This window comes from Nocardioides sp., from assembly GCF_036274455.1.
Classification (GTDB): Bacteria; Actinomycetota; Actinomycetes; order Propionibacteriales; family Nocardioidaceae; genus Nocardioides.
In genome coordinates this window covers 1-25,432 of sequence record NZ_DASUFR010000154.1, presented here as the reverse complement: position 1 = coordinate 25,432, position 25,432 = coordinate 1, and the positions used below count along the sequence as shown (strand labels likewise).

At 72.5% G+C, this 25,432-nt stretch carries 24 protein-coding genes and 2 pseudogenes; 15 read left to right on the top strand and 11 right to left on the bottom strand.

Translation table 11 applies throughout. From position 1 onward, the window contains the following. From VFV89_RS15385 to VFV89_RS15365, 5 genes and pseudogenes are all read left to right on the top strand, one after another. A pseudogene (locus VFV89_RS15385) lies at nt 1-997 on the top strand (elongation factor 4); the annotation flags it as partial. A gap of 199 nt (nt 998-1,196) precedes the next feature. Further along, entirely contained in the window at nt 1,197-2,366 is a 1,170-nt protein-coding gene (locus tag VFV89_RS15380; protein WP_329706833.1) for a hypothetical protein, read from the top strand. Nucleotides 2,367-2,411: 45 nt separating this feature from the next. After that, nucleotides 2,412-3,785, top strand: a complete 1,374-nt coding sequence (locus tag VFV89_RS15375) for an O-antigen ligase family protein (RefSeq protein WP_329706832.1) — start codon at nt 2,412-2,414, stop codon at nt 3,783-3,785. 196 nt (nt 3,786-3,981) lie between these two features. Continuing rightward, nucleotides 3,982-5,268, top strand: coding sequence for a hypothetical protein (locus VFV89_RS15370; protein WP_329706831.1), 1,287 nt, complete (start codon nt 3,982-3,984; stop codon nt 5,266-5,268). A gap of 11 nt (nt 5,269-5,279) precedes the next feature. Next, nucleotides 5,280-6,428 (top strand): glycosyltransferase family 4 protein, encoded by a 1,149-nt coding sequence (locus VFV89_RS15365; RefSeq protein WP_329706830.1) that lies wholly within the window; start codon nt 5,280-5,282, stop codon nt 6,426-6,428. Here the strand turns inward: VFV89_RS15365 and VFV89_RS15360 are convergent. After that, a complete protein-coding gene (locus tag VFV89_RS15360) occupies nt 6,369-7,553 on the bottom strand; it encodes a sugar transferase (protein ID WP_329706829.1) in 1,185 nt (394 codons plus the stop codon). The two genes, VFV89_RS15365 and VFV89_RS15360, sit on opposite strands and share 60 nt — an antisense overlap. Before the next feature lie 109 nt (nt 7,554-7,662). On the opposite strand from VFV89_RS15360, the gene VFV89_RS15355 reads away from it, so the two are divergent. The 5 genes from VFV89_RS15355 to VFV89_RS15335 all read left to right on the top strand — a co-directional run bounded on the left by VFV89_RS15355 (nt 7,663) and on the right by VFV89_RS15335 (nt 12,946). After that, the gene (locus VFV89_RS15355) at nt 7,663-8,565 is read left to right on the top strand and encodes an aminoglycoside phosphotransferase family protein (RefSeq protein ID WP_329706828.1); all 903 of its coding nucleotides are present in this window, start codon (nt 7,663-7,665) and stop codon (nt 8,563-8,565) included. 51 nt (nt 8,566-8,616) lie between these two features. Next, nucleotides 8,617-9,312 carry an MOSC domain-containing protein gene (locus tag VFV89_RS15350; RefSeq protein WP_329706827.1) on the top strand — a complete coding sequence of 232 codons (696 nt, stop codon included), beginning with the start codon at nt 8,617-8,619 and terminating at the stop codon, nt 9,310-9,312. Between the two features lie 59 nt (nt 9,313-9,371). Further along, a complete protein-coding gene (locus tag VFV89_RS15345; RefSeq protein WP_329706826.1) occupies nt 9,372-11,195 on the top strand; it encodes an AMP-dependent synthetase/ligase in 1,824 nt (607 codons plus the stop codon). A 13-nt stretch (nt 11,196-11,208) separates the two neighbouring features. Next, the gene (gene hemW, locus VFV89_RS15340) at nt 11,209-12,432 is read left to right on the top strand and encodes a radical SAM family heme chaperone HemW (protein ID WP_329706825.1); all 1,224 of its coding nucleotides are present in this window, start codon (nt 11,209-11,211) and stop codon (nt 12,430-12,432) included. Nucleotides 12,433-12,496: 64 nt separating this feature from the next. Then, nucleotides 12,497-12,946, top strand: a complete 450-nt coding sequence (locus VFV89_RS15335; RefSeq protein ID WP_329706824.1) for a TM2 domain-containing protein — start codon at nt 12,497-12,499, stop codon at nt 12,944-12,946. 3 nt (nt 12,947-12,949) lie between these two features. On the opposite strand, the gene VFV89_RS15330 is transcribed toward VFV89_RS15335, so the two are convergent. The 5 genes from VFV89_RS15330 to VFV89_RS15310 form a co-directional block, all read right to left on the bottom strand. Next, nucleotides 12,950-13,810: a DUF3097 domain-containing protein gene (locus tag VFV89_RS15330; RefSeq protein ID WP_329706823.1), complete on the bottom strand. Its 861-nt coding sequence runs from the start codon at nt 13,808-13,810 to the stop codon at nt 12,950-12,952. A 170-nt stretch (nt 13,811-13,980) separates the two neighbouring features. Then, nucleotides 13,981-14,178 (bottom strand): hypothetical protein, encoded by a 198-nt coding sequence (locus VFV89_RS15325; protein WP_329706822.1) that lies wholly within the window; start codon nt 14,176-14,178, stop codon nt 13,981-13,983. 30 nt (nt 14,179-14,208) lie between these two features. Beyond that, the gene (locus tag VFV89_RS15320) at nt 14,209-15,057 is read right to left on the bottom strand and encodes an MBL fold metallo-hydrolase (RefSeq protein ID WP_329706821.1); all 849 of its coding nucleotides are present in this window, start codon (nt 15,055-15,057) and stop codon (nt 14,209-14,211) included. 9 nt (nt 15,058-15,066) lie between these two features. Further along, a complete protein-coding gene (locus VFV89_RS15315; RefSeq protein WP_329706820.1) occupies nt 15,067-15,678 on the bottom strand; it encodes a TetR/AcrR family transcriptional regulator in 612 nt (203 codons plus the stop codon). After that, on the bottom strand, nt 15,657-16,079 hold the full coding sequence (locus VFV89_RS15310; RefSeq protein WP_329706819.1) for a hypothetical protein: 423 nt from the start codon (nt 16,077-16,079) through the stop codon (nt 15,657-15,659). Before VFV89_RS15310 ends, VFV89_RS15315 begins: the two co-directional genes overlap by 22 nt. A 131-nt stretch (nt 16,080-16,210) precedes the next feature. Between VFV89_RS15310 and hrcA the strand changes: the two genes are divergently transcribed. From hrcA to VFV89_RS15295, 3 genes are read left to right on the top strand one after another with little or no spacing between them, the layout of a single operon-like run. After that, the gene (gene hrcA / locus VFV89_RS15305) at nt 16,211-17,224 is read left to right on the top strand and encodes a heat-inducible transcriptional repressor HrcA (protein ID WP_329706818.1); all 1,014 of its coding nucleotides are present in this window, start codon (nt 16,211-16,213) and stop codon (nt 17,222-17,224) included. A 21-nt stretch (nt 17,225-17,245) separates the two neighbouring features. Next, on the top strand, nt 17,246-18,427 hold the full coding sequence (gene dnaJ / locus VFV89_RS15300) for a molecular chaperone DnaJ (protein WP_329706817.1): 1,182 nt from the start codon (nt 17,246-17,248) through the stop codon (nt 18,425-18,427). A 10-nt stretch (nt 18,428-18,437) separates the two neighbouring features. Beyond that, nucleotides 18,438-19,169 carry a 16S rRNA (uracil(1498)-N(3))-methyltransferase gene (locus tag VFV89_RS15295; protein ID WP_329706816.1) on the top strand — a complete coding sequence of 244 codons (732 nt, stop codon included), beginning with the start codon at nt 18,438-18,440 and terminating at the stop codon, nt 19,167-19,169. Nucleotides 19,170-19,185: 16 nt separating this feature from the next. Here the strand turns inward: VFV89_RS15295 and VFV89_RS15290 are convergent, their stop codons facing one another. The 5 genes and pseudogenes from VFV89_RS15290 to VFV89_RS15270 all read right to left on the bottom strand — a co-directional run bounded on the left by VFV89_RS15290 (nt 19,186) and on the right by VFV89_RS15270 (nt 23,733). Then, on the bottom strand, nt 19,186-20,232 hold the full coding sequence (locus VFV89_RS15290) for a winged helix DNA-binding domain-containing protein (RefSeq protein ID WP_329706815.1): 1,047 nt from the start codon (nt 20,230-20,232) through the stop codon (nt 19,186-19,188). Then, nucleotides 20,229-21,122 (bottom strand): annotated as a pseudogene (locus tag VFV89_RS15285) (winged helix DNA-binding domain-containing protein); the annotation flags it as partial. The pseudogene VFV89_RS15285 and the gene VFV89_RS15290, both read right to left, overlap by 4 nt. 124 nt (nt 21,123-21,246) lie before the next feature. Beyond that, a complete protein-coding gene (locus VFV89_RS15280) occupies nt 21,247-22,155 on the bottom strand; it encodes a Gmad2 immunoglobulin-like domain-containing protein (RefSeq protein WP_329706814.1) in 909 nt (302 codons plus the stop codon). Between the two features lie 70 nt (nt 22,156-22,225). Continuing rightward, nucleotides 22,226-23,182 carry a Gmad2 immunoglobulin-like domain-containing protein gene (locus tag VFV89_RS15275; protein WP_329706813.1) on the bottom strand — a complete coding sequence of 319 codons (957 nt, stop codon included), beginning with the start codon at nt 23,180-23,182 and terminating at the stop codon, nt 22,226-22,228. Further along, a complete protein-coding gene (locus tag VFV89_RS15270; RefSeq protein WP_329706812.1) occupies nt 23,182-23,733 on the bottom strand; it encodes a SigE family RNA polymerase sigma factor in 552 nt (183 codons plus the stop codon). The genes VFV89_RS15275 and VFV89_RS15270 overlap by 1 nt, the downstream gene beginning before the upstream one ends. Nucleotides 23,734-23,805: 72 nt before the next feature. On the opposite strand from VFV89_RS15270, the gene VFV89_RS15265 reads away from it, so the two are divergent. Continuing rightward, on the top strand, nt 23,806-24,144 hold the full coding sequence (locus VFV89_RS15265; protein ID WP_329706811.1) for an HIT domain-containing protein: 339 nt from the start codon (nt 23,806-23,808) through the stop codon (nt 24,142-24,144). Beyond that, complete coding sequence (locus VFV89_RS15260) at nt 24,141-25,361, top strand: hypothetical protein (RefSeq protein WP_329706810.1); 1,221 nt, start codon at nt 24,141-24,143, stop codon at nt 25,359-25,361. Before VFV89_RS15265 ends, VFV89_RS15260 begins: the two co-directional genes overlap by 4 nt. The last annotated feature ends 71 nt before the right edge of the window (nt 25,362-25,432 follow it).

Below are 25,432 nucleotides of genomic sequence, written 5' to 3'. Positions count from 1 at the left end.
AGTGGGCGACACGGTCACCTCCCAGCACAACGGCGCCACCGAGGCGCTCGGCGGCTACAAGCACCCCAACCCGATGGTGTTCGCGGGGCTCTACCCGATCGACGGCGACGACTACCCGACGCTGCGGGACGCGCTCGAGCGGCTGCAGCTCAACGATGCGGCCCTGGCCTACGAGCCGGAGACGTCGGGTGCGCTGGGCTTCGGGTTCCGCTGCGGCTTCCTCGGCCTGCTGCACATGGAGATCACCCGCGACCGGCTCGAGCGCGAGTTCGACCTCGACCTGATCTCGACCGCGCCCAACGTCGTCTACGAGGTGGTGATGGAGGACGGCAGCGAGATCGAGGTGACCAATCCGAGCGAGTTCCCCGAGGGCAAGATCGCCGAGGTCCGCGAGCCGGTGGTCCGGGCCACGATCCTCTCGCCCAGCGACTACATCGGCACGATCATGGAGCTCTGCCAGAACAAGCGCGGCACCCTGCTCGGGATGGACTACCTGTCCGAGGACCGGGTCGAGATGCGCTACACCCTGCCGATGGGCGAGATCGTCTTCGACTTCTTCGACCAGCTCAAGTCGCGCACCAAGGGCTATGCCTCGCTCGACTACGAGCGCTCCGGCGAGCAGGCCGCCGATCTGGTCAAGGTCGACATCCTCCTGCAGGGCGAGCCGGTCGACGCGTTCAGCGCGATCGTGCACAGGGACGCGGCGTACTCCTACGGCGTGATGATGGCCGGCAAGCTCAAGGAGCTGATCCCGAGGCAGCAGTTCGAGGTCCCTATCCAGGCTGCGGTCGGGGCCCGCGTGATCGCCCGCGAGAACATCCGCGCGCTCCGCAAGGACGTGTTGGCCAAGTGCTACGGCGGCGACATCACCCGCAAGCGCAAGCTGCTCGAGAAGCAGAAGGAGGGCAAGAAGCGGATGAAGATGGTCGGCCGCGTCGAGGTCCCCCAGGAGGCCTTTGTGGCCGCCCTGTCAACGTCCGAGCGCAGCGGGAAGTAGGCGCGAAGCAACAGCGGCACCGCGGGTACCACCGGCCACTCCAGCCCCTCGACACCCCGGCCGAACAGGGGCGGAAGCCGTACCCAAAAAGGGGATATCCTGACGCGGAGCTGCCCTCGACCCGCGACCGTCGGGCATCGTGGGGGGCGTCTCGGGGGACGGCTTGTGGGGAGCCGGCGACGAGCCACAGGGGGGCTGGATGGAGGCGAGCGACGCCGCCGGTAGCAGCAGTGCGCGTGCTCAGGAGCTGCGCGCCAGCTTGGGCGCGCGCCGTGAGGTGGAGGCGCTGCTGGCCGAGGCCAGCGCCACGCGGGAGGCCGCGGTCGCCGACGCCGACGCGATCATCGAGGAGGCCCAGCAGGTCTCCGACCAGCTGCTCCGCGAGAGCCGCGACCAGGCCGAGCGCACCACCACCGACGCCCGGCTGCGCGCCGAGGGGCTGGTGGCCCGCGCTCGCACCGAGGCCGAGGACATCACCCGCCAGGCCCGGGCCGCGGCCGACGCCGTCCGGGCCCGCGCCGAGGCCCAGGTGGAGGAGCACCGCAAGCGGGTCCGCGCCGAGCTGACCGAGCAGGTGACCCGCGAGGTCACCGAGCAGAGCCGTCGCGAGCTGGCCCGTGTCCACGAGCGCCAGCAGTCGATGATCGGCGACATCGAGGCCTCGGTCCGGATCCTGGGCGTCTCGATGGAGGCCGCGGTCGCCAACATCACCGAGATGCTGGGCGCCCTCGACACGCTGCGCGCGCACACTGCCGAGTCGTTGGGCGACTCCGCGTTCCCGATGACCTCCCCGCCCCGTCACGTCACCGACGCGGAAGGCGACTCGGGCGACTCCAGCGACTCCAGCGACTCCACGGACTCGGGGGACGTCGACGGCTCCGACGCGTCGCGGGCCGACGATGCCGAGGCCGCCGAGGACGACGAGGATGACGAGGACTCGGATCCAGCCCGTGGCCGGACCCCGCGGTCCGGCCACCTCGTCGACGCGCTCGCGGATCTCGACAGGGCCGCCGACGAGTCCGAGGACGGGTTCGACGACGGGTTCGACGACGACCCGCCGCGCACGGCCACCGAGGCGTTCCTGCGCTCGTCCCACCTCGACCACGACGACCCACCCCTGCCGCCGATGGACGACTCCGAGGTCGGCGCGCGCTACGCACGCGATGCGATGCGTGCCAGTCCCGCCAGGTCGGGGGGCCGGGGCGACGAGGAGACCCTCGAGGTCCTGCCAGAGCGCGACTCGGGGCACAAGCCGGGCCGCAACGGCAAGGCCGGCCCCGACGAGCGCAGCTCGGCCGGCGATGACGACTCAGAGGGAGCCGAGACGTCCGGCAAGCCGCTGGGCTGGCTGTTCCGCTCCTCCTCCTGAGGCACCTCGCAGCCGCGCGCCCGTGCCGGACTCCAGGGCGCGGCGGTGACGCCGCTGCTCGACACCCGCCCGGTGCCGGTCACGCGACCGCGGGGGCGGGCGGCGTTCCTGCTGCCGCTGCCCCTGGCCGCGGTCCTGGGCCTCGGTGCCGGAGCGTCGCCCATGCTCACCCTGGTCGTCTCCGCCGCCGTCGTGTCGGCGATCGTCCTGCTCGGCCGGGTCGAGTGGGCCGCCCTGGCCCTCGTGTGCGGCTCGGTGTTCGAGGCCTACCTCTCGTTGGTCTCGTCGTGGGCGACCGAGTGGCTGGTCGCGCTGCTGCTGGCGGCCTGGGCGGTACGCCGCGCGCAGGGGCCGCTCCACGCGCGACGGTTGACCACCGCGATCCTGCCGGTGCTGGCGCTGGCCGCGGCACTCGTGGTCTCCTTCGTGGTCCACCCGCTCGGCCGGGACGGGCTCGAGGTGCTCGCGGCGTACGCGGTGCTGGCCGTGGTGATGGTGGTGCTCGCCGACGTGATGTGCGGGCCGCTGGAGCCGCAGCGCGCCGCCCGCTGGTACGTGCTGGCCTGCGTGGCCGCCTCGGTCTGCGGCATCGTGACGGCGCTCGTCGACGAAAGGCACCAGGTCGTCGGCCCCGTGAGCAACGCCGACACCCTCGCGTTCTTCCTCGTCGCCGCGGTCCCGCTCGTGGGTACGGTCCGCACCGACGCCCGGCAACCGGTCTGGTGGGTCTGGGCCTGCTTCGCGGCGCTGCTGATCGCCGTCATCGGCACCCAGTCCCGGCCGGCACTCGTCGCACTGGTCGCCATGGTGCTGGTGGCCGCGCTGACGGGCGTGCTGGCGCTCCGCTACGCCGGTGCGCTGGTCGCCGTGGTCACGACCGTGGTCGCACTCCTCGTCGCCGTGCTTCCGCTCCCGTTCGGCCAGGCCATCACCGACCCGCAGCGCCTCTCCGACACCAACGTCTCCCAGCGCAACGACTTCCGGCTCGCGGCCGTCGAGATGACCCGGGACAGCCCGCTGGTCGGGCTGGGGCCGGCGGCGTTCGCGCTCTTCCACCAGGACCACCACCCGGTCGACGCGGAGGAGCGCGACCTGGACACCGCCTACAGCACCGCGCTGGAGGCCTCGGCCGAGCTCGGGCTGCTCGGCCTGGCAGCGTTGTACGCCGTGTGGCTGGTGCCCGCGGCGGCCGCCCGCAGGCGGTGGCTGCGCGACCGCTCGCAGCTCGTGGCGGCGGTGCTGCTGGCCCTCGACGGGCTGCTCGTCGCATCGCTCCTGGAGTCCGAGCAATGGGTGTTGCCCCTGTGGTTCCTGGCCGCGATGGCAGTGGCCGTGGGCGGCCCCGCGCCGGTCCGGACCCCGCTGTTCGCCGCCTCGTGGGACCGCAGGTCGTCTGGACAGGTGGGGCTCAGATCGTGATTTCCTCGCCCTCAGGGGTGTCCGGCAGGAAAAATGCGTGTGGCGGCAGTGCGTCAGGTGCGCAACACGGGGGGTGCTGCCGCACTGGGGAACGTGACGTCGACGCAGAGAGAGACACAGGAATACTGACGTCACACGACGCCGGATGCTTCAGGGGGGTCTGGGCACCGGCCGTCTGAGCACAACGTGGGGACATATGGACGTGCGCGACCTGGGGGTAGCGCTGTGGCGGCAGCGGCCGCTCGTCGTGCTGATCCTGGTGATCACCGGCGCAGCCGTCGCAGCCGGGATCGCGCTTGCCCCGAAGTCGTACGCCGCCACCGCCACGATCAGCGCCGCCGAGGCGCCGGGTGTCACCGCTGGCGAGGATCCCGACGCCCTGCGCGCGACGCTCGCCGAGCTCGCCAGCTCCCGGGGGGTGGTCGACGAGGTCCGGGACCGGACCGGGACCGACCGGAGCGAGAGCGAGCTGCGTCGCTCGATCGAGGGCGACTGGGTCCGGGGCACGATCCTCGTCGACATCACCGTCGAGGATCGTGACCCGGACACCGCCGCCACCCTCGCCAACACCGTGGCCTCGGTGCTCGTCGACGGTGATGCGGTCACCGAGCTCGCAGGACCCTCCATGGGCCGGGCGCTTCAGCTCAACACCAGCGACACGGCACGCCCACCGGACACCTTCACCAGCCCGGACCTGCGCTTCTCCATCGGCCTCGCGATCGTGCTGGCGCTCGGCCTGGCCACGGCCGCGGCCGTCTGGCGCGACCGGCGTACCCACACCGTCGACGACGCGGCCGCGGTCGAGTCGGCCGCGACCGCGCCGCTGCTGGCCCACCTGAGCCGACCCGCCGACCTGACCACGATGCCGGCGCTCCGACCCGGCACCGCCGAGGCCGACCTGTTCCGCCACCTCCGGCTCGCGCTCGAGACGCAGGCCGACGCCGGCTCACCGCGGGTGGTCGTCGCCGGCATCACCCACGGCGACGTCAACGTGTGGATCGGCGCCAACGTCGCCCTCGCCCTGGCCGGGACCGGGCGGCGCGTGCTGCTCGTGGACGGGCGGATGGGGGAGCAGTTCGGCACACCGGTCGAGGAGGGGCCGGACACGCCGGGCCTCTACGACATCCTGCTCGGGGCCGACCTCGAGACGGCGGTGAGCCCGGGGCCCGTCGACCTGCTCCAGGTGCTCCCCGCGGGCACCCTCGGTGATGCGTCGATCCCCGAGCTGATCGCACAGCGCTTCCCCTCCGTGATGGGCTCGGCCGCCTCCGACTACGACAACATCGTGGTGATCGGGCCGCCGCTCGACGAGGGCGACGACTCCCGGGTGATGGCGGTCGACAGCGCGATCGTGCTCGCCCTGGTCGAGGGCTCGGTCTCGGCCAACGCACTGCGCGTCCACGCCGACCGGATCCGCGCGGTCGGCGGCCGCTTGCTCGGTGTGGTCCTCGTCGGCAGGGAACACGACCGGAAAGCCGCCTGATGGCCGGGCTGATGGCTGGTCGCGAGCAGCAGATCCCGACCAACCGGCGGCTGCACGTCCTGCACGTCTCGGTGCCGACGTCCGGCGGCGTGGCGACGGTCGCCACGAGCTATGTGCGCGACCAGGTCGAGCGCGGCTGGAACGTCACGGTCGCCTGCCCCTCCCGGGGCGACCTCGGCTACTCCGCCCGCGAGGCCGGCGCCAGGGTCCGTTGGTGGCGCGCCGACGCCCACGAGAGCACGCTGCCGGGTGCCGTGCTCCGCCTGAAGCGGATCGTCAACGAGACCGGGCCGGATGTCGTCCACCTGCACGGTGGCCGGGCCGGGCTGGTCGGCCGGCTCGTGGTGCGCGACCGCGTCCCGACCGTGTTCCAGCCGCACGCGTGGTCGTTCCTCGCGGCCCGTAGCGGCATCCAGGGCGCGTCCCTGCGGTGGGAGCGGTACGCCGCCCGGTGGACCACGGAGCTCGTCTGCGTGAGCACCACCGAGCGCCAGCTGGGTGAGAGCCTCGCCATCCACGCGCCCACCGTCGTGATCCCCAACGGCATCGACCTGGCGGAGTACCGGCCGGCCGGCGCCCGGGACCGGGTCCACGCCCGCAAGCTGCTCGGCCTCGAGGACGTGCCCACCGTCGTCTGCGTCGGCGCCCTCACGGTCCAGAAGGGGCAGCAGGACCTCCTCGCCGACTGGCCTTCGGTGCGCGCCCGGGTGCCCGAGGCGCAGCTGGTCCTGGTCGGCGACGGTCCCGACCGCCGTGCCCTGGAGCGGCTGGCGGACGAGATGGAGGGCGTCGTCTTCGTCGGCGCACGGACCGACGTCCCGCTCTGGCTCGCGGCCGCCGACGTGGTCGCGGTGCCCTCGCGCTGGGAGGGGATGGCGCTGGTGCCCCTCGAGGCGATGGCCTGCGCGCGCAGCGTGGTCGCGACCGACGTCAACGGCATCGTCGACAGCGTCCCGACCGATGCCGGAGCGGTGGTCGCGCTCGACGACCCCGCGGGCCTCAGCGACGCGCTCGTGCACCGGCTGGTCGACCCCGAGCTCGCCGATGAGGAGGGCTGGCAGGGCCGCTCGCACGTCGAGACCCACCACGACGTGGCGACGTCAACCCGCGAGCTGGCCCGTGTCTACCTGCGGCTGGTCGGGGCTCGGCGCGGGCGCTGAACCACCCGGTGCGGCGTCCGGCACGCCGCCGGCGTACCGCACCCGCCGCAGCAGCACCCTCATGACCTCGGGGAGGGCGTCGAGCCCGGTGCGCCTCAGCAGCCGACCGACCGGCCCCATCCGGCCGGGGATCGCCACCGAGAAGGTCGTGCCCGGGCGCGCGACCGAGCGCGACCGCCGGGTGCGGAACCGCAGCGGGGGACCGGGCCGACCGGGCTCGACCAGCCACGGCCGGCGGACCAGCACACCACCGGTCTCGACGAGGACCAGCAGCGCGAGCGCGGCGAAGACCGGGAGTACGGCGAGCACAGTCAGCGCGGCGACCAGCGCCTCGACCAGGCGGCGCAACTTCAGCAGCGGTGGCCAGGTGGCACGCCTCCGGAGGCGGACCAACTGCAGGTCGCCGACCACCTCGATGGTGTGCCGGGACGGGGCCGGGCCAGGCGGCAACCAGGTCGGTACGGCGTAGACCTCCGCCGCGGCGGCCAGCAGCCCGGCGATCGCGGCGGTCTCGTCGTCGCCGGGCGGTCCGGACAGCGCCACCACCACCGCGTCGACGCGCGCCTCGGCCATGGCCCTCGGCAGGGTCGACACCGAGCCCACCAGCGCCAGCGGAAGGCCACGTGCCTGGTCGAGCGAGCTGGCTGCGCCGGTGCCGACGAACCCGACCGGCCGCAGCCCGAGCTCGGGCCGGAGGAGCAGGGTCGATGCCAGCTGCCGGGCCGGCGCGCCGGTCCCGACCACCAGCACCCGTCGGCCCAGCCGGCCCAGCCGGCGGAGCACGTGGGTCACGGCGTGCACCGTCGTGTGTGCGAGGACCAGGCAGGCGAAGGTGAGCAGCCCGGCCGAGATGCCGGACGCACCGGAGCCGACGAGGACGGCGGCCGCCGACGCCGCGGCGACGAGCAGGCCGGGCAGGTCGTCCACGATGGAGAGCACGAGGCGAGGGCGGTGCAGGTCCGCGGCCCACGCGACGAGCACGGCGACGAGGGTCGCCACGAGGAGGGGTCCGGCGGCTGCACCGGTCACCAGTCCGGCGAGCAGCATCGCGGCCATCTCGGCGAGGACCAGGACCGGTCCGACCGTGTCGAACCAGGGCACCCGCCGGCGCACCCGTGCAGCCACAGACCGCCCCCCAGCCACCCTGTGCTCGGCGCACCCCCCTGTAGACGCGCCGTCGCGGTCATGAAACTCCACGGCGGCCCCTCTTGTCCACGTGGGAGACCATCGGCGGGTGCCCACCATCGACCTCCCGGCCGGCGTGCTCGAGTTCGCGGAGCGCGGCCCGGACTGGGCGGCGTTCGTCGACCGTCTGCCCCGGCTGTTCCACGAGGTCGTCGAGGAGTGGGGCCTGGTCGTCGACGGGGAGCCGCGCAACGGCTACTGCTCCCTGGTGGTGCCGGTGCGGCGCGGCCGCGAACCGGCGGCCCTCAAGCTCACGTTCGCCGACGTCGAGAGCGAGCACGAGGCACTGGCGCTGCAGCGGCTGGGCGGGAACGGCGCCGTCCGGCTGCTGAGTGCCGATCCGCGTCGCGGTGCCCTCCTCCTGGAGCGCCTGCACACCACCGACCTCGACTCGGTGCCGGTGCTGGACGCCTGCGGGGTCGTGGCCGGCCTCTACGGCCGGATCCACGTGGCGGCGCTGCCCCAGCTGCTCCCGGTCACCGACTACCTCGAGCGCTGGACGCCCCGGCTGCGGGCGCTGCCCCGGGACGCACCGATCCCGCACCGGCTCGTGGAGCAGGCCCTCTCGCTTGCCGGCGACCTGTTCGCCGGCGCCGATCCGGGCGTCATGCTGCACGGCGACCTGCACTGTCAGAACGTGCTGGCCGGCGACCGCGAGCCGTGGCTGGCCATCGACCCGAAGCCGATGGCCGGCGACCGCCACTACGAGCCCGCACCGATGCTCTGGAACCGCTGGGACGAGGCCGTCGGCACCGGCAACCTGCGCTTCGCGCTGCGCCGCCGCTTCCACACGCTCGTCGACGCCGCCGGTCTGGACGAGGAGCTCGCGCGCGACTGGGTCATCGTGCGGATGGTCTACAACGCCGTCTGGGAGCTCGAGGACCATCCTGACCACCCCGACCGGGACTGGATCACCAGGTGCGTCGCGATCTGCAAGGCGGTGCAGGACTGAAGGCGGTGCAGGACCAGATATCCCGCTGGACAGCCCCGGGATCATGGTCGCGTGAGTGACGGACTCCTGCGGTCGGTCAACGTCGGCATGCCGCGCGAAGCGGCGTGGGCCGGCATCGGCCGCACGTCGATCGACAAGGCACCGGTCACCGGCCCGGTCGACGTGCACCGGCTCGGTCTGGTGGGCGACCAGGTCTCGGACACGCGCCACCACGGTGGGCCGGACCAGGCCGTCTACGCGTTCGCCCGCGAGGAGCTCGACTGGTGGGCCGGACAGCTCGGCGACGAGCTGCGGGACGGGGAGTTCGGCGAGAACCTCACCACCGAGGGGCTGGCCGTGGACGACGCCGAGGTGGGCGAACGCTGGCGGATCGGGACCGCGCTGTTGGAGGTCGCCTCGATCCGGACGCCGTGCAACGACTTCAAGTCGTGGATGGGCCGCGGCGGGCACGACAACAGCGCATGGGTCCGCCGGTTCACCGAGCACGCCCGCGTCGGCGCCTACCTTCGCGTCCTGCAGCCCGGGGTCCTGGCCGCCGGAGACTCCGTCGAGGTCGTCCACCGCCCGGGGCACGGGGTGACGGCCTCGATGATGTTCCGAGCGGTGACCCGGGAGCCGGAGCTGCTCCCAAGGCTGCTCGAGGTGGACGAGATGGTGGACGAGGCCCGCCGCAAGGCCGAGGCGTACCTCGCCGGGAACACGCCTGGTTCGGGGCGGTCCTACCGGCCGGTAGCCCCTCTGAACTAGGTTACGTGGCTAACGTCGCACCGCGAGTGGTCCCGCTGCAGGACCAGCCAGGAGTAGCAATGCCCCGCATCACCGATCCGAGCTTCGTCGAGCACCTGACCCCCAACTTCGCCCAGCTGTTCCTCGACCGGGTCGCCACGTCGCCCACGCTCGAGGCCTACCGGTTCCCCAGGGGCGACTCGTGGGAGTCCGTGACCTGGCAGCAGTGCGGTGACCGGGTCACCACCCTGGCCGCGGGGCTGCTCGCGCTCGGCATCCAGCCCGAGCAGCGCGTCGGCATCGCGTCCTCGACCCGCTATGAGTGGATCATCGCCGACCTCGCGGTCATGTGCGCCGGCGCCGCCACGACGACGGTCTACCCGTCGACCAATGCCGACGACACGGCCTACATCCTCAGCGACTCGGAGTGCCACGTCGTCTTCGCCGAGGACGACGACCAGATCGCCAAGCTCACCGAGATGCGGGCCAAGCTCCCGAGCGTCGAGAAGGTCATCACCTTCGACGGCAAGGCGGACGGCGAGTGGGTCATCGGCCTCGACGCCCTGGCCGACCTCGGCGAGAAGTACCTCGTCGACCACCCCGACGCCATCAAGGACACCGTCGCCGCGATCGGTCCCGACCAGCTCGCGACGCTGATCTACACCTCCGGCACCACCGGCCGCCCCAAGGGTGTGCGGCTGCGCCACCGGGCATGGGTCTACGAGGGCGCCGCGATCGCGGCGCAGGACATCCTCCACGAGCACGACCTGCAGTTCCTGTGGCTACCGATGGCGCACTCGTTCGGCAAGGTCCTCCTCTCCACCCAGCTCGCCTGCGGCTTCGCGACCGCGATCGACGGCCGGGTCGACAAGATCGTCGACAACCTCGGCGTGGTGAAGCCGACGTTCATGGGTGCCGCGCCGCGCATCTTCGAGAAGGCCCACGGCCGGATCGTCACGATGCAGGAGGCCGAGGGCGGGCTGAAGGAGAAGATCTTCAACCAGGCCTTCAAGGTCGGGCTCGACGTCGACCGCCGCAAGCGGGCCGGACAGCCGGTGCCGTTGCTGCTCGGCGTCCAGCACCAGCTCTTCGACCGGCTGGTCTTCAGCAAGATCCGCGAGCGGTTCGGCGGCCGGGTGCGGTTCTTCATCTCCGGCGCCGCGGCGCTCAACCAGGAGATCGCCGAGTGGTTCAACGCCGCCGGCATCTTGATCCTCGAGGGCTACGGCATGACCGAGAACGCCGCCGGCGCCACGGTCAACCACCCCGACGACTACAAGATGGGCACGGTCGGTCCGGCGTTCCCCGGCAGCGAGGTCAAGCTGGGCGAGGGCGACGAGGTCCTGATCCGCGGCCCGCACGTGATGGAGGGCTACCACAACCTCCCCGAGGAGACCGCCCAGGCCCTGGACGCCGACGGCTGGTTGCACACCGGCGACAAGGGGGCCATCGACGCCGACGGCTTCCTCACCATCACCGGGCGGATCAAGGACCTGTTCAAGACCTCCGGCGGCAAGTACATCGCCCCCTCGGCCATCGAGTCGAAGTTCAAGGCGCTCTGCCCCTACGCGAGCCAGTTCGTGGTCTTCGGCGACGAGAAGAACTTCTGCGTCGCGCTCATCACCCTCGACGAGGACGCGATGAAGGTCTGGGCCGAGGACAACGACATGGCCGGGAGGTCCTACTCCGAGATCGTCTCCTCCGAGCAGGTCCGGACGATGGTCGGCGACTACGTCGACGAGCTCAACTCCAAGCTGAACCGCTGGGAGACCATCAAGAAGTGGGAGCTGCTCGACCACGACCTGTCGGTCGAGTCCGGTGAGCTGACGCCGTCGATGAAGGTCAAGCGCAACGTCGTCGAGGCCAACAACAAGTCCCGCATCGACTCCTTCTACACCGGCTGAGCACACTGGGGTGGTGCCGTCAGCGCTGCCCGAGGGAGAACCCGCACCGCAGGACGGCTCACTGCCGGAGACGGCCCTGGCCGAGCTCGGGCGGCAGTCGTTCGGCGTCTACGTGCACGTGCCGTTCTGCACGGTGCGATGCGGCTACTGCGACTTCAACACCTACACCGTCGCCGACCTGGGCACTGCGACCGGCGTCCGCGGCGCCTCCCGGACGACGTACGCCGGAGCCGCGGTCGAGGAGGTGCGGCTGGCCCGCAGGGTGCTGGGGGAACCGCCGCCGGTCGAGACGGTGTTCTTCGGCGGCGGCACCCCGACGCTCCTGAGCCCCTCCGACCTCGGCGCGGTGCTGGCCGCGATCGACGCGGAGCTCGGGCTGGCACCGGGTGCCGAGGTCACCACGGAGGCCAACCCCGACAGCGTCACGAAGGCCGGGCTGGTCGCGCTACGGGAGGCCGGGTTCACCAGGATCTCGGTCGGGATGCAGTCGGCCGTCGACCACGTGCTCACCGTGCTGGACCGGACGCACGACCCGGCGCGGGTGCCCGACGTGGTCGCGTGGGCGCGCGCCGCCGGCTTCGAGCACGTGAGCCTGGACCTGATCTACGGGACGCCGGGTGAGTCGCTGGCGGACTGGGAGACCTCGCTCGACGCCGCGCTGGCCTGCGCGCCGGACCATGTCTCGGCGTACTCGCTGATCGTCGAGGACGGCACCGCGCTGGCCCGGCGGGTCCGGCGCGGCGAGCTGCCGATGCCGGACGACGACGACCTCGCCGACAAGTACGCCGTGGCCGACGAGCGGCTGGGCGCCGCGGGGCTGGGCTGGTACGAGGTCTCGAACTGGGCCCTCGACGACGCGGCGCGGTGCCGGCACAACCTGCTCTACTGGACCGGGGCGGACTGGTGGGGCGTCGGCCCGGGCGCGCACTCGCACGTCGCAGGGGTGCGCTGGTGGAACGTGCGGCACCCGGCGGCGTACGCCGAGCGGATCGCGGCCGGGCTCAGTCCGGCGCACGGACGCGAGCGGCTGGACGCCGGCACCCGCCGGGTCGAACGGGTGCTGCTCGAGCTCCGGCTGCGCGAAGGGCTGCGGCTCGACGTGCTCGATGACCAGGACCGGGATGCGGTCGGCCGTCAGGTGGACCGGGGGCTGGCGACGCTCGAGGGCGACCGCCTGGTGCTCACCCTGAGGGGCCGCCTGCTGGCCGACGCCGTGGTCCGCGACCTCCTGCCCTGACTCCACCCTGAACCGACCCTGAGGTCGGGCTCCAGCGGGCCTTTCGGGCCCTAGGCTGTCCGCCATGACCAACGGTCCCGAGAGCCCGGAGCCGGACCCGACCCAGCCACTTGACTCGTCCAACGCCGGCTCGACCCCTCCGCCGCCACCGCCACCGCCGCCACCGCCGCCGCCCGCCGACCCGGCTGCTCCGCCACCCGGCTATGCGGGCTACACCCCGCCCGGCGCACCGCCCGGGGCCTACGGCGTGAGCTCCAGCGCGCCGTACGGCCTGGACCCGCGGACCGGGATCCCCTACTCGGACAAGCAGAAGCTGATCGCCGGCCTGCTGCAGATCCTGCTGCCGTTCGGCATCGGCCGCTACTACATCGGCGACGTCAAGATCGGCGTGTGGCAGACGGTGGCCACCGTCCTCACCTGCGGGCTGGCGCACATCTGGGTGCTGATCGACGGCATCCTGATGCTCGTCCACGACGACACCAAGGACGCGAACGGCTACATCCTCAGGCCTTGATCCTCACTCCGGGACCTCACCGGGGCCGGCGACGAAGTCGATGAGCTCCTCGACGCGGCCGAGCAGCGCCGGCTCGAGGTCGTCATAGGAGCGCACCCGGCCGAGGATCTGCTGCCAGGCGCGGGCGATGTCGGCCTGGTCGTCGTGCGGCCAGCCGAGGTGGGCGCAGACCCCCTTCTTCCACTCGACCGTGCGCGGGACCTCCGGCCACACGGCCAGGCCGATCCGGTCCGGCTTGACCGCCTGCCAGATGTCGACGAACGGGTGCCCGGCGATCAGCACGTGCGCGCCCAGGGCCGAGCGGGCGACCTCGTCGGCGATCCGGCTCTCCTTGGAGCCGGCGACGAGGTGGTCGACGAGCACACCGATCCTGCGGCCGGGGCCGGGTCGCGCGTCGCGAAGGTGTGCGGCCAGGTCGTCGACGCCGCCGAGGTACTCCACGACCACGCCCTCGATCCGCAGGTCGTCGCCCCAGACCTTCTCGACCAGCTCGGCGTCGTGACGGCCCTCGACGTAGATGCGGCTGGCCCGCGCGACCCGGGCCCTCGCGTCGGGCACGGCGACCGAACCGGAGGCGGTCCGCGTCGGCTTGGCCGGCATCGCCGCCCGGACGGGCGCCTGGAGGATGACCGGCCGGCCCTCGAGGAGGAAGCCGGGCCCGAGCGGGAACGAGCGACGCCGACCCCGGCGGTCCTCGAGGGTCAGCGTGCCGAGGTCGCGGTCGACCGCGACGATCTCGCCGCACCAGTCGGTGGTGACCTCCTCGACCACCGCTCCGAGCTCGGCGACGGCCTCGACCGCGCGGCCGCGCTTCGGCGCACGCCAGTCGGTGGCCAGCACGTCGCTTCCGTAGCGGTCGGTCACGTCGGTCAACGCTAGGCGTCGCGACAGGCAGCGACGGCCAGAACACGCCGTCGGCCTGCGAGCGCAGCGAGCGCGCCTCGTGATCGGTCCCGGCGGCCATGACGACTGAGAAGCGGCGAGCGCAGCGAGCGTCGTCGTGGTCCCGGGCCGAAGCTCGCGAGGGTAGCCAGTCAGTCCTCGAGCTCCTCGTCGTCCCACTGGTCGGGCTTCCTGCCCTCGTCGAGCAGCTCACCGGGCTCGAGGTCGCCGGCCGTCTCGGCGTCCTCGAGCCCCTCGGCCAGCGGGTTGTCCTCACCGGGCCGCAGGTCCTCGGGCAGCTGCTCGTCGGAGATCCCGAGCCCGGTTGGCTCCTCGCTGCTGGTGCTCATGCACAGCCTGTACCCACTCGACGTCAGGAGTCAGACGAGAGGGAGGCGCTTCTGGCTGCGGGGGAGGTGCTCGTAGCCGCGGCGTACGGCGTCCGCGAGGTGATCGGTGGGGTATGGCCACTCGGCGGCGTCGAGCGCCTCGGCGACGGGTACGCCGCGGGTGGCCAGGTCGCGGATGGTCTCGGCCACGATGCCGATGGTGTTGCGCTGCTCCTCGACGAACGCCCGGTCGACCGGGGCGCCGTGCCCGGGGACCACCACGGAGGCGGGCGTGAGCAGGCTGAGCACGATGTCGAGCGTGAGCGGCCAGTCCATCGGGTGGGAGTCGGGGCCGAAGCCGGGCGGCCCCGACTCCTCGACGAGGTCACCGGCGAGGACGACGTCGGAGTCCGGCACCCGCACCACGAGGTCGCCGTCCGTGTGGCCGCGGCCGGGGTGGACCAGCTCGACCAGCCGGTCGCCCACGTCGAGCGCCACCGCGGAGGAGAACGTCGTGTCGGCGGGCACGATCTCGGTCGCGAGCAGCCCGGCCACCCTGGGCTCGCCTGACCGGTCCGCCAGGCGAGCCTTGAACCGCTCGCCGGACGCCACGGTGTTGGCCGCCGCCACCTCGTGGGCGTGCACCGGCACGTCGCCGTACGCCGTCCGGAAGGCCCCGTTGCCGAAGACGTGGTCGAAGTGCTCGTGGGTGTTCACGACCGCAACCACGTCACCGGCGCCGAGCGCGCGCACGTCGTCGATGACCTCACGAGCCGCCTCGGCCGACGCGTGGGTGTCGACGACGAGCAGGCCGGAGCCACCGCGCACCACCGTCACGTTGACGTCGAACCACTCATAGCGCGCGACCCACACGTCGTGCGCCACCTCCGAGAAGGGCACCGGGCCAGCCTAGTGTGGCGGCGGGACGGCCATGCCGCCGAGCAGGACCTCGGCAACACCGGCCGCGAGCGCCTCGGCATCCAGCCCGGGCTGTGCGTCGAGATGGGCCAGCATCGTGTCGACGGCTCCCTGGTAGATGATCGCCAGGTGGCGCGGGTCGAGCTCGGCGCGGATGCTGCCCTCCTCCTGCCCGCGCCGGACCAGCGCCTCCTGGAAGCCGTAGGTCTCCTCGTACTCGGTCAGGCCGAGCTGTGGGCTGCCGTCGCTGCTGCGGAGGTTCTGCACGACCTGGCGGATCGCCTCGAGCTGGTCCCGGTGCGTGCGGTGCAGCTGCGCCGCGCCGCGGACCGCCGCGCGGACCACGCTCGGGACGTCGGCGGACAGGTCGAGCCCGGCGGCCACGTGATCGCGCAGGTCGACGAGCGTCTGCCGCGCGGTGCGGGCCATCAGGTCGTCGCGGTCGGTGAAGTAGTGCCAGACCAGCCCCTTGGAGACCCCGGCCTCGGCGACGATCGCGCTCACCGAGGCGCGCTGGTAGCCGTCCCGCGCCAGCACGCGCACCGCTGCCTCGATGATCTGGCGGCGTCGCTGGTCCGCGCTCAGCCGCTGCCGGGGTGCCACCGCAGCATCTTCGCCGCTCTGGTGCGGATCCGTGGGTTGCGCAGGCACACGACCAGCACGGCGACCATCACCGCGGCGATGCCGAGCATCTCCACCCGCATCCAGCCGGGGAAGGCGCCGGGCACGATGGCCTCCACGAAGTTGGCGGCGGCCAGCACTCCGGCGATGACGAGGAGCGCGACCTCCGCACGCCGGCTCCCGCGGCGGGCCGCGCGCAGCCGCAGCGGCAGCACCCCCGCGAACACCGCCACGACCACCGCATGCACCCACGCGTCGGACCCCGCTTCCGCGGGTGCGACCGCGCTGAGCACGGCCAACACCAGGAGGGTGCCGAGCGCGAGTACGACGTAGGTCGTGACGAGGGGGGTGACCGAGCGTGGGAGTGCAGCTGTATTGACCATGTGGTCAATAATAGCCTATTGACCAGGCGGTCAACAAACCGGCGTCCGGCCGGCCGAGTAGCATTGGCACTCATCAACAACGAGTGCCAAGAAGTGCCAAGACGGGCGCGGCGAACGATGAGGAGGTGGCGATGCAGGAGGAGCGCCGGCTCGCCGTCCTGCGTGCGATCGTCGAGGACTATGTCTCCACCGAGGAGCCGGTCGGGTCCAAGGCACTGGTCGAGCGGCACGGGCTCGGAGTCTCCCCGGCGACGGTCCGCAACGACATGGCTGCCCTCGAGGACGAGGGCTACATCATGCAGCCCCACACCAGCGCGGGCCGGGTGCCGACCGACAAGGGCTACCGGCTCTTCGTGGACCGGCTGACGACGGTCAAGCCCATGAGCGCCGCTGAGAAGCGCGCGATCGCGACCTTCCTCGAGGGCGCCGTCGACCTCGACGACGTCGTGTCCCGCTCGGTGCGGATGCTCTCGCAGCTGACCCGCCAGGTGGCGATGGTCCAGTACCCCACGCTCTCCCGCTCGACGGTGCGTCACATCGAGCTGGTCGCCCTCACGCCCAGCCGGCTGCTGGTCGTGCTCATCCTCAGCACCGGCCGCGTCGAGCAGCGTGTCGTCGACCTCGCCACCGAGCTCACCGACCTCGACCTGTCCGACCTGCGCACCAGGCTCAACTCCGCCGCGGCCGGACCGGTGATCGCCGACGCGGTCGAGGCGCTGCGCGCCTGTGTGCCGCCGGTCGACGGCGCCACGACCGCCGCGGTGGTCGAGGTTCTGGTTGACGCGATGGTCGACCACCGCTCCGACGAGCGGATCGCGGTGGGCGGCGCGGCCAACCTGGCGCGCTACGGCGACAGCTTCGACTCCGCGGTGCGTCCCCTTCTCGAGGCGCTCGAGGAGCACGTCGTCCTGCTCAAGCTCCTGGGCGAGGCGTCGACCGGCGGACTGGTCAGCGTGACGATCGGCACCGAGGGCCCCTACGAGGAGCTCTCGGCGACCAGCATCGTCACCACCGGCTACGGGCCGCGCGACGAGGCCGTCGCGACGCTCGGGATCGTCGGGCCGACCCGCATGGACTACCCCGGCACGATGGCAGCAGTGCGCGCCGTCGCACGCTACGTCTCCCGGATCCTCGACGAGGCCTGACCTCCACTTTCGAAAGGAACCATGAGCCAGCCCGACCTGTACGCCGTCCTCGGCGTCAGCCGCGACGCGGACGCCGACACCATCAAGAAGGCGTACCGCAAGCTCGCCCGCCAGCTGCACCCGGACGTCAACCCCGACCCGGACGCGTCGGCGCGGTTCCAGGAGATCGGGCGGGCCTACGAGGTGCTGAGCGACCCGCAGAAGCGGGCGGCGTACGACCGCGGTGGCGACCCGTTCGGAGGGATGGGTGCCGGCTTCGGCCAGGGCGCCGGCTTCTCCTTCACCGACATCATGGACGCCTTCTTCGGCGGCCAGGCCGCCGGACAGTCGCGCGGGCCACGGCCGCGCACGCGGCGCGGCCAGGACGCGCTGATCCGGCTGGAGATCGAGCTGGCCGAGGCGGCGTTCGGGGTGACCCGCGAGCTCAAGGTCGACACCGCCGTCGTCTGCTCGACCTGTCACGGCGAGGGAACCTCGCCCGGCACCCACGCGCAGACGTGCGAGACCTGCCGTGGAGCCGGTGAGGTGGCCCACGTGCAGCGGTCGTTCCTCGGTGAGATCCGGACGCTGCGGCCGTGCGCGGCCTGCCGTGGCTTCGGCACGATCATCCCGGACCCGTGCCGGGAGTGCTCGGGCGACGGCCGGGTCCGCTCGCGTCGCACGCTGACGGTGAAGATCCCGGCCGGCGTCGACACCGGCACCCGGGTCCAGCTCGCCGACGAGGGGGAGGTGGGTCCGGGCGGCGGCCCGCCCGGTGACCTGTATGTCGAGATCCACGTGGCGCGGCACCCGGTGTTCACCCGGCAGGGCAACGACCTGCACTGCACGGTGACGGTGCCGATGACCGCCGCCGCGCTCGGGACGACGCTGGAGCTGCCCACGCTCGAGGCGGACGTCGTGCCACCCGACGGCGGATCGACCGACCTAGAGACGACCTTCGAGCTCGACGTGAGGCCCGGCACCCAGTCCGGCACCGAGCAGGTCCTCCGTGGGCGCGGCGTGCCCGGGCTGCGCGGCGGCCGGGGCGACCTGGTGGTGACCATCGCGGTCGAGACCCCCACCCGGCTGGGTCCGCGCGAGGAGGAGCTGCTGCGCGAGCTCGCGGCGATCCGGGGCGAGGAGCAGCCGTCGGCGAAGCTCAAGGCAGGCTCTCCGCGCAAGGGTGCCTTCGGCCGGCTGCGCGACGCGTTCAACGCGCACTGATCCGGCCGACATGTCCCTGCACGTCCACCTGGTCCCGTCCCTGGCCGGGGCGGACGCCGGGTCGACGGTGGTCGTCGAGGGTCCCGAGGCCCACCACGCCGTCGCCGTGCGCCGCCTCGGCGTCGGGGAGCCGCTGCTGCTGACCGACGGCGTCGGTCGCGTGGCCACCTGTGAGGTCACCGGGACCGGCAAGGCCCGGCTCGAGGTGGCGGTGCGCTCGGTGTCGACGGAGCCGGCACCGGTGCCCGAGGTCGTGGTGGTCCAGGCGCTGCCCAAGGGCGACCGCGGCGAGCTCGCGGTCGAGCTGCTCACCGAGGTGGGAGTGGCCCGGATCGTCCCGTGGGCAGCCTCCCGCTCGGTGGCCGTCTGGCGCGGCGAACGCGCGGCGAGGTCACTGGCCAAGTGGCGGTCCGCCGCGCGCGAGGCCGCCAAGCAGGCCCGCCGGGCGTGGTTCCCCGAGGTGTCAGCGCTGGCGTCGACATCGGACGTGGTGGCCCTGGTCGCGAGCGCGCCCCTGGCGCTGGTGCTCCACGAGGGGGCCACCGAGCCCCTGCCCGGCGCCGTCCCCGACCGCGTCGTGCTCGTGGTCGGCCCCGAGGGCGGGCTGGCACCCGACGAGCTGGCGTCCTTCGACGGGGCCGGAGCGCACCCGGTCCGCCTCGGCCGGGAGGTGCTGCGCACCTCGACCGCAGGTGTCGCTGCGGTCTCCGCGCTGTTGTCGCGGACCCCTCGCTGGCGCTGAGCGATGTCACGCCCGGCTACCGGTCCAGGAGCGCGTTGACCCGGTCGACCTCGTCGGCGAGCTCGGACCTCTCCCGCCGGGTCAGGGTCCGCAGGGTGTCGAGAATCTCGACCCGGCCGTCGGTGACGCGCCAGAGCCCGACGAGCATGCCGTCGGCGAAGACCGTGCTGGCCTGTCCGCCGTTGACGCCCATCCAGAGCTTGCGGGACTCCGGGTCGGTGACCCGGTCGCGGCCCGCGTGGGAGAGCCAGACGTTGTCGTACTGGCCGAGCAGCCGCACCGGCGCCTCGTCGTCCTCGTCGGCCAGCTCCATCCCGGGCAGGTCGTAAAGTAGCTTTCCTTTACTGTCCTCGAGCGTGACCAGGTCGTCCATCGACTTCACTACCGCGGCCAGACCGGTCACCCCCGACCAGGCGGTCACGTCCGCAGCCGAGGCTGGGCCGTACGCGCGGAGGTAGCGCCGCACGATCTCCTCGACGTCCGGCTCGGCGGCCGGGAGACCGAGCCAGCGGTCGGCGTGCTGGTAGACCACGCCGCCGCTGCCCTTCCAGGTCCCGCGCGGAGGGCACTGGACCAGCGGGGCCACGGAGCGGGCGAGCTGGCCGAGCTGGGTGGGCGGCACGTCCGGGAAGTGCTCGGCGAGGGCGACGCCGATGGCCTTCTGCGGCATCGGCCCGTCGGCGAGCAGGGCCGAGAGCCGCGCGCGGAACTCCTCGCGATCGACGTCGCGAGCAGCACCGATCGCCTGGCTGACCCGGATCTCACGCTCGTGGACCGGCGTCGTCCATGCCCGGAGCGGCAGCGCGTCGGCGGCCACGAGCAGGTGCACGGTGCCACGCATCGTCAGCAGCCGGACCAGCGACCGCTCCTCGAGCCCGGCGGTGACCTCGTCCGGGTCGAACGACGTGAGCCGCGCCGCGAGCGATAGGTACGGCGGGAGGTTCTCCTGCGCCTGCAGCCCGACCAGGTGGCGCACCAGGTGGTGCGGCGTCGCGTCGGTCCGCGAGAGGAGGTGCTGCCGCTGCAGCAGGGTGCGGTTGAGCCGGCGGGCGCTGAGCCTCACCGGGCCATCATGGCTTCCAGGAGCTCGATCTCGTCGTCGAGCTCGGAACGCTCGAAGGGGGTGAGGTCCCGGAACAGCTCGGTGACCGACACCCGGCCGTCGACCGGTCGCCACAGGCCGGTCAGCCACCCGTCGACGAAGACCGTGTGCGAGACCGCGCCTGTCCCGCCCATCCAGCGGCCGCGGGTCCCCGGCCCGGTCACCCGGTTGCGCGCCGCGTGCGCCAGCCACACCTCGTCGTACTGCCCGAGCAGCCGCACCGGTGCCGGGACGTCCTCGTCGGCCAGCTCCCCGTCCGGGACGTCGAAGAGCTCCTTGCCGTCCTCGTCCCGGTGGCGGACCAGGTCCTCCATCCGCGTCAGGACGGGCCGCAGCCCGCTCACGCCCGACCACACGCTGAGGTCACCTGCCGTGGCGGGTCCGTAGGCGCGGAGGTAACGGCGCACGACCTCCTCGGTCGACGGTGGCCCCATGACGCCGCCGGCGTGCCGCTCGAGCACGTCCAGCACGATCGGTCCGGTGCCACGCCACGTCCCGCGGGGTGGGAGCTGCACCAGTGGTACGACGACCCGCGCGGTGACCGAGAGGTCCGAGGCCGAGCCCGGGAACTGTGCGGCGAGCCGTTCGGTGAGCTCGCGCTGCTCGACAGGCCCGTCGGCCAGGATGTCGAGGGTCGCGTCCGCGAGCCGGTCCACCGCGACCGCGACCCGGCCCGCCATCTGCCGCTCCAGCGACTCCTGCAGCCACGGCCTGAGCCTGAGCGCGTCACCGGCGGTGTGGACGTGCAGGGTGCCGCGCAACGTGCCGAGCCGCACCCAGGTGGCGTCCTCGAGACCGCACGAGACGGCGGCGGGAAGTCCTCGATCCGCGCGCTGAGCGAGAGGTACGGCGACGTCGGCTCCTGGCCCTGCAGCCCCAGGAGGTGGTCGGCGACGTCCGCCGGCGAGGCGCTCGCGCGCCGGAGCAGGTGTTGCCGGTGCAGCAGCGTGCGGTTGAGCCGTCGGACCGAGAGCCTCACTGCACCGTGATGGTCTTGGAGTCCTCGGTCGGGCCGCCGCCCTCGCCGCCCGACGGGTCGTCGGTCATCGCGACGAACGAGTAGGTGCCGGGGGGCAGGCTGCTCACGTCGACCTCGGTCTGCCAGGGGTAGAGCTTGTCGCCCCAGCCCTCGGCGGTCGAGAAGCCGTCAAGGACCTTCTTCCCGTCCTGGTCGCGGACCTCCCAGGGAACGGTGGCCTCGAAGGAGTTGGCGACACCGCTGGCGGTGAACGAGTCGCCCGGGCTCGACCCCTCCTCGGGCTGGGTCACATTGACCAGGGCCAGCGCGCGCTGCGCCGCCTTGAAGCTGCTCTTGTCCACACCGAAGACCGGCGTGAGGCCGTCGGAGTAGAACTCCACCGGCGCCCGGCTCTGCAGCACGCCCTGCACCGTGAAGACGATCTGCTGGATCGCCAGCGTCGCCTCCTTGGCGGACATGCCGCTCGGCCGGTCCGCCCACTCGACGGGGATGTTGACGCCGATGGCCTCGCCGTTGTCGCCCTGCACCAGCGTCGGTGTCCCCTCGGGCAGCAAGGACCGGTAGTCGGGGTCCTTGGCGGCGCCGGCAGTGAGCACCGCGAGCGCCTCGTCGACCGGGTTGTCCGCTTCGACCTGCTGGAACTCGCGGAACAGCCGTGGCCCCTGCGGAGTCTCGCCCACGAAGTAGAGCGGGGCCGCGACCGTGGTCGGTGTGGCGCTGCCCGACTCGGTGGGCGACGGGTCGCCGCCCTGTGAAGGAGACGTCGAGGGCTTGCCCGACTGGCTCGGCCGGTCGCCGGGGTCGGTGGCCTTGGGGTCGTCGTCGCCACACCCGGCCAGCACGACCATCGACACCGCGGGGACCGTGAGCAGTGCGGCGAGCCGGGCGCGCGTGGGGAAGGCCATGTGCTCCATCCTGCGTTGGGACGGCTGTGACTGGTGGGATTAGGCTGGTGGGATCAGGGGCGTGTCGTCGTCACTTGATGATGATCGTCCGGGTGTCGACGTACGGGCCCGGGCCCTCGCCGCCGGACGGGTCGTCGGTCATCACCTTGAAGGTGTAGTCGCCCGGGGCGAGGCCGGTCACGTCGATGTGCCCGGTGGCCCAGGGGTAGAGGTGACCCTCGTAGCCATAGCTCTGGGCGTGGCCCGACCGGACCACGCTGCCGTTCGCATCCAGGAGCTGCCAGGGCACGTTGCCCTCGAACGAGCTGGCCTTGCCCTGGGCGCTGAAGTAGCCGTCCACGACCCGTCGCTCCGAGGGGTCGCTGATGCTCACCAACGAGAGGACGTCGAGCTCCGGCAGGTCTGTGACAGGCTTCCTGGTGCGTACGCCGAAGACCTCGGGCACCGGGCTGCCGTCGTGCACGAACTGGACCGGGAGGCGGTCCCCGACGACGCCCTGGACGGTGTAGACCAGCTGCTGGATCGCGAGCTCGGCGTCGGGTCCACCGAGCCCGGGCCTGGTGAGCGCCGGGTCGACGTCCACGACGATGACGCCGTTGGTGACCGTCGCGCCGAGCAGCTGGCCGTCGGACCAGTACGTCACGTAGTCGGGATCGGTGGGCGTCGCCTCGACCAGGTCGAGCGCGTCGGCGAGCGTCTTCTCCTTCTCCTGACCGGCTCGGAACTCGCGGTAGAGCCGGGTGCCGGTCGGGGTCTGGCCGGCGTAGTAGATGCCGTAGACCGCGCGCGAGCTGCCGCGGTCGATGGCGTGCGGGGGTCCTGCCGGCTGGGGCTCGGATCCCGAGGACTGGTGCGCGGCGACCGCGCCCCCGGTGACCAGCACCGCGGCCGCGACGAGTCCACCGACGAGGCGGTTGCGGGAGCGACGGCGGGTGGCGAGGTTGACGCCGTCCCACAGCTCACGCTGCCGAGGCATCGGGTCGACGTGGTCGACCGCCTCACGCATCAGCGTCCCGAGGTCGTCCATCACAGGTCCTTCCCGTTGTGAGCGCCGGCGAGCAGGGCGCGCAGCGCGGCGGTGCCCCGGGACGCGTGCGCCTTGACCGAGCCACGGCTGATGCCCAGCGTCTCGGCGATCTCGGTCTCGCTCAGCTCGAGGTAGTGCCGCAGCACCAGCACCTCGCGCTGGCGGGTGGGCAGCGCGCGGAGCGCGTCCAGAATCGCGTCGCGCCGGTCGTGCGCGAGCGCAGGTGCGTCGGCGGCCTCGGCGGGCGAGAGCACCGGCGGCTGGCTCGCGACGTAGCGATCGACCACACCGCGGTGCCGCAGCGCCGACCGCGACCGGTTGACGACGGACTGGCGCAGGTAGGCGAGTGCCTTGTCCGGGTCGCGCAGCGACCGCCAGCGCAGGTGCATCGCGACGAACGAGTCCTGGACGACCTCCTCCGCCGCGCCCTGGTCGCGCAGGAGCAGCACCGCGAGCCGTACGAGGCCGCGCCAGTGCGCGACGTACAGCTCTTCGAGGGCGCTGTCGGCGTCCAGGAGCACCTCCCTGACGATCAGGGTGGGCGTGGTCATACATATCCGACGCCTCACCCGTCCTGACGGTTGACAGGACTGTGCCACCATTGGTCGCCGGAGGGATGTGCTGTGGCGGACTGCCTGTTCTGCCGGATCGTGGCCGGTGACGTCGATGCCGACGTCGTGCACGAGACCGAGCGCACCCTCGCCTTCCGCGACATCAACGGGCAGGCCCCGACGCACGTCCTGGTCGTGCCGCGCGTGCACTACGACGATGCCGCGGCCCTCGCCGCGGGCGACCCCGAGGCCGCAGCCGAGCTGGTGACCGCCGCAGCCGCGGTGGCCGAGGCCGCGGGGCACGACGACTACCGGCTGGTGTTCAACACCGGACCGAGCGCGGGTCAGACGGTCTTCCACACCCATCTGCACCTGCTCGCGGGGCGCTCTTTCACCTGGCCGCCGGGGTGAGGGCGACCGTCGCACGCGTCCTGGCTGTGGCCGTTGCGGCCGCGGTGGTGGTCGCGGTCGCCGTCGCGTGGAGCGGCACCCGTGACGCGGGCAACCGCGCGGGCGATCCCGGGACGCTGCTGAAGCCGACCGTTCCGCCCGAGGTCGAGGCGCAGCAGCTGGCCAACACCCCGAAGGGCAGGCTGCTGCCCCTACGCCAGGGCGAGCAGCGGATGACGCTCACGATGCCCGAGGCCTACACGCCGTCGGCGCCCTACGGCACGGGCACCGACGACTACCGGTGCTTCCTGCTGGACCCGAAGCTCGACCAGGACGTCTGGCTCACTGGCAGCAACGTGCTCCCCGGCAACCCGGACGTCGTGCACCACGTGATCCTGTTCAAGATCCCACCGGACTCGGTGGCCGAGGCCGAGGCCAAGGACCGGTCCACGTCCGGCGAGGGCTGGACCTGCTTCGGCGGCACCGGGCTGGCGGGTGAGTTCGGCAGCCTCGAGGACGCGAACTGGCTCGCGGCGTGGGCGCCGGGCGGCGACGAGACCAGGACCCAGGACGGCTACGGCGTGAAGCTCGAAGCCGGCTCCCGGATCGTCATGCAGGTCCACTACAACCTGCTCAAGGGTGCGGCGCCGGACACGTCCTCGACCCAGCTGCGCTGGATGCCGGCCAGCACCGACCTGACCCCGCTGCACACCTTCCTGCTGCCGGCGCCGGTCGAGCTGCCCTGCCGGCCCGACCACAGCGACGGCCCGCTGTGCGACCGCGACGCCGCCGCGATCGACGTGCACAAGCGGTTCGGCACCGCCGGCAACACCAACACGTTCCTGCACATCCTCTGCGGCACCGAGATCGTGCCGAGCGAGACGACCTCGTGCACGCGGCCGATCAGCCGGGGCATGAGCGTGATCGGCGCGGCCGGCCACATGCACCTGCTCGGCCGCAAGATCTCCATCGAGTCCAACCCCGGCACCGACCGGGCGCGCACGCTGCTGCGGATCCCGGTCTGGGACTTCGACAACCAGGGCTCCAAGCCGATCGACCCGGTGCACCTCGACGCCGGCGACACCCTCCGGGTCACCTGCCAGCACCAGCAGTGGCTGCGCGACAAGCTCCCGGCGTTCGCCTCCCAGCGGGAGGACCGCTACGTCATGTGGGCCGAGGGCAGCACCGATGAGATGTGCCTGGGTCTGCTCCAAGTTGCCTACGACGACGGCTCCTGACCCGGCCGCGTTGATTCCGGACTTCTGCCGGTCGAGTCGGCAGAACGGTCCGGCACAAGGCCCGACTCGAC

Bases quoted from the DNA above. Each gene is read 5' to 3' on its own strand.
- VFV89_RS15345 (WP_329706826.1), top strand. From the start codon at position 9,372: ATGCCCCGCATCACCGATCCGAGCTTCGTCGAGCACCTGACCCCCAAC.
- VFV89_RS15380 (WP_329706833.1), top strand. From the start codon at position 1,197: ATGGAGGCGAGCGACGCCGCCGGTAGCAGCAGTGCGCGTGCTCAGGAG.
- VFV89_RS15280 (WP_329706814.1), bottom strand. From the start codon at position 22,155: ATGGCCTTCCCCACGCGCGCCCGGCTCGCCGCACTGCTCACGGTCCCC.
- VFV89_RS15270 (WP_329706812.1), bottom strand. From the start codon at position 23,733: ATGACCACGCCCACCCTGATCGTCAGGGAGGTGCTCCTGGACGCCGAC.
- VFV89_RS15370 (WP_329706831.1), top strand. From the start codon at position 3,982: ATGGACGTGCGCGACCTGGGGGTAGCGCTGTGGCGGCAGCGGCCGCTC.
- VFV89_RS15295 (WP_329706816.1), top strand. From the start codon at position 18,438: ATGTCCCTGCACGTCCACCTGGTCCCGTCCCTGGCCGGGGCGGACGCC.
- VFV89_RS15325 (WP_329706822.1), bottom strand. From the start codon at position 14,178: ATGAGCACCAGCAGCGAGGAGCCAACCGGGCTCGGGATCTCCGACGAG.
- VFV89_RS15335 (WP_329706824.1), top strand. From the start codon at position 12,497: ATGACCAACGGTCCCGAGAGCCCGGAGCCGGACCCGACCCAGCCACTT.
- VFV89_RS15275 (WP_329706813.1), bottom strand. From the start codon at position 23,182: ATGGACGACCTCGGGACGCTGATGCGTGAGGCGGTCGACCACGTCGAC.
- VFV89_RS15365 (WP_329706830.1), top strand. From the start codon at position 5,280: ATGGCTGGTCGCGAGCAGCAGATCCCGACCAACCGGCGGCTGCACGTC.
- dnaJ (WP_329706817.1), top strand. From the start codon at position 17,246: ATGAGCCAGCCCGACCTGTACGCCGTCCTCGGCGTCAGCCGCGACGCG.
- hrcA (WP_329706818.1), top strand. From the start codon at position 16,211: ATGCAGGAGGAGCGCCGGCTCGCCGTCCTGCGTGCGATCGTCGAGGAC.
- VFV89_RS15310 (WP_329706819.1), bottom strand. From the start codon at position 16,079: ATGGTCAATACAGCTGCACTCCCACGCTCGGTCACCCCCCTCGTCACG.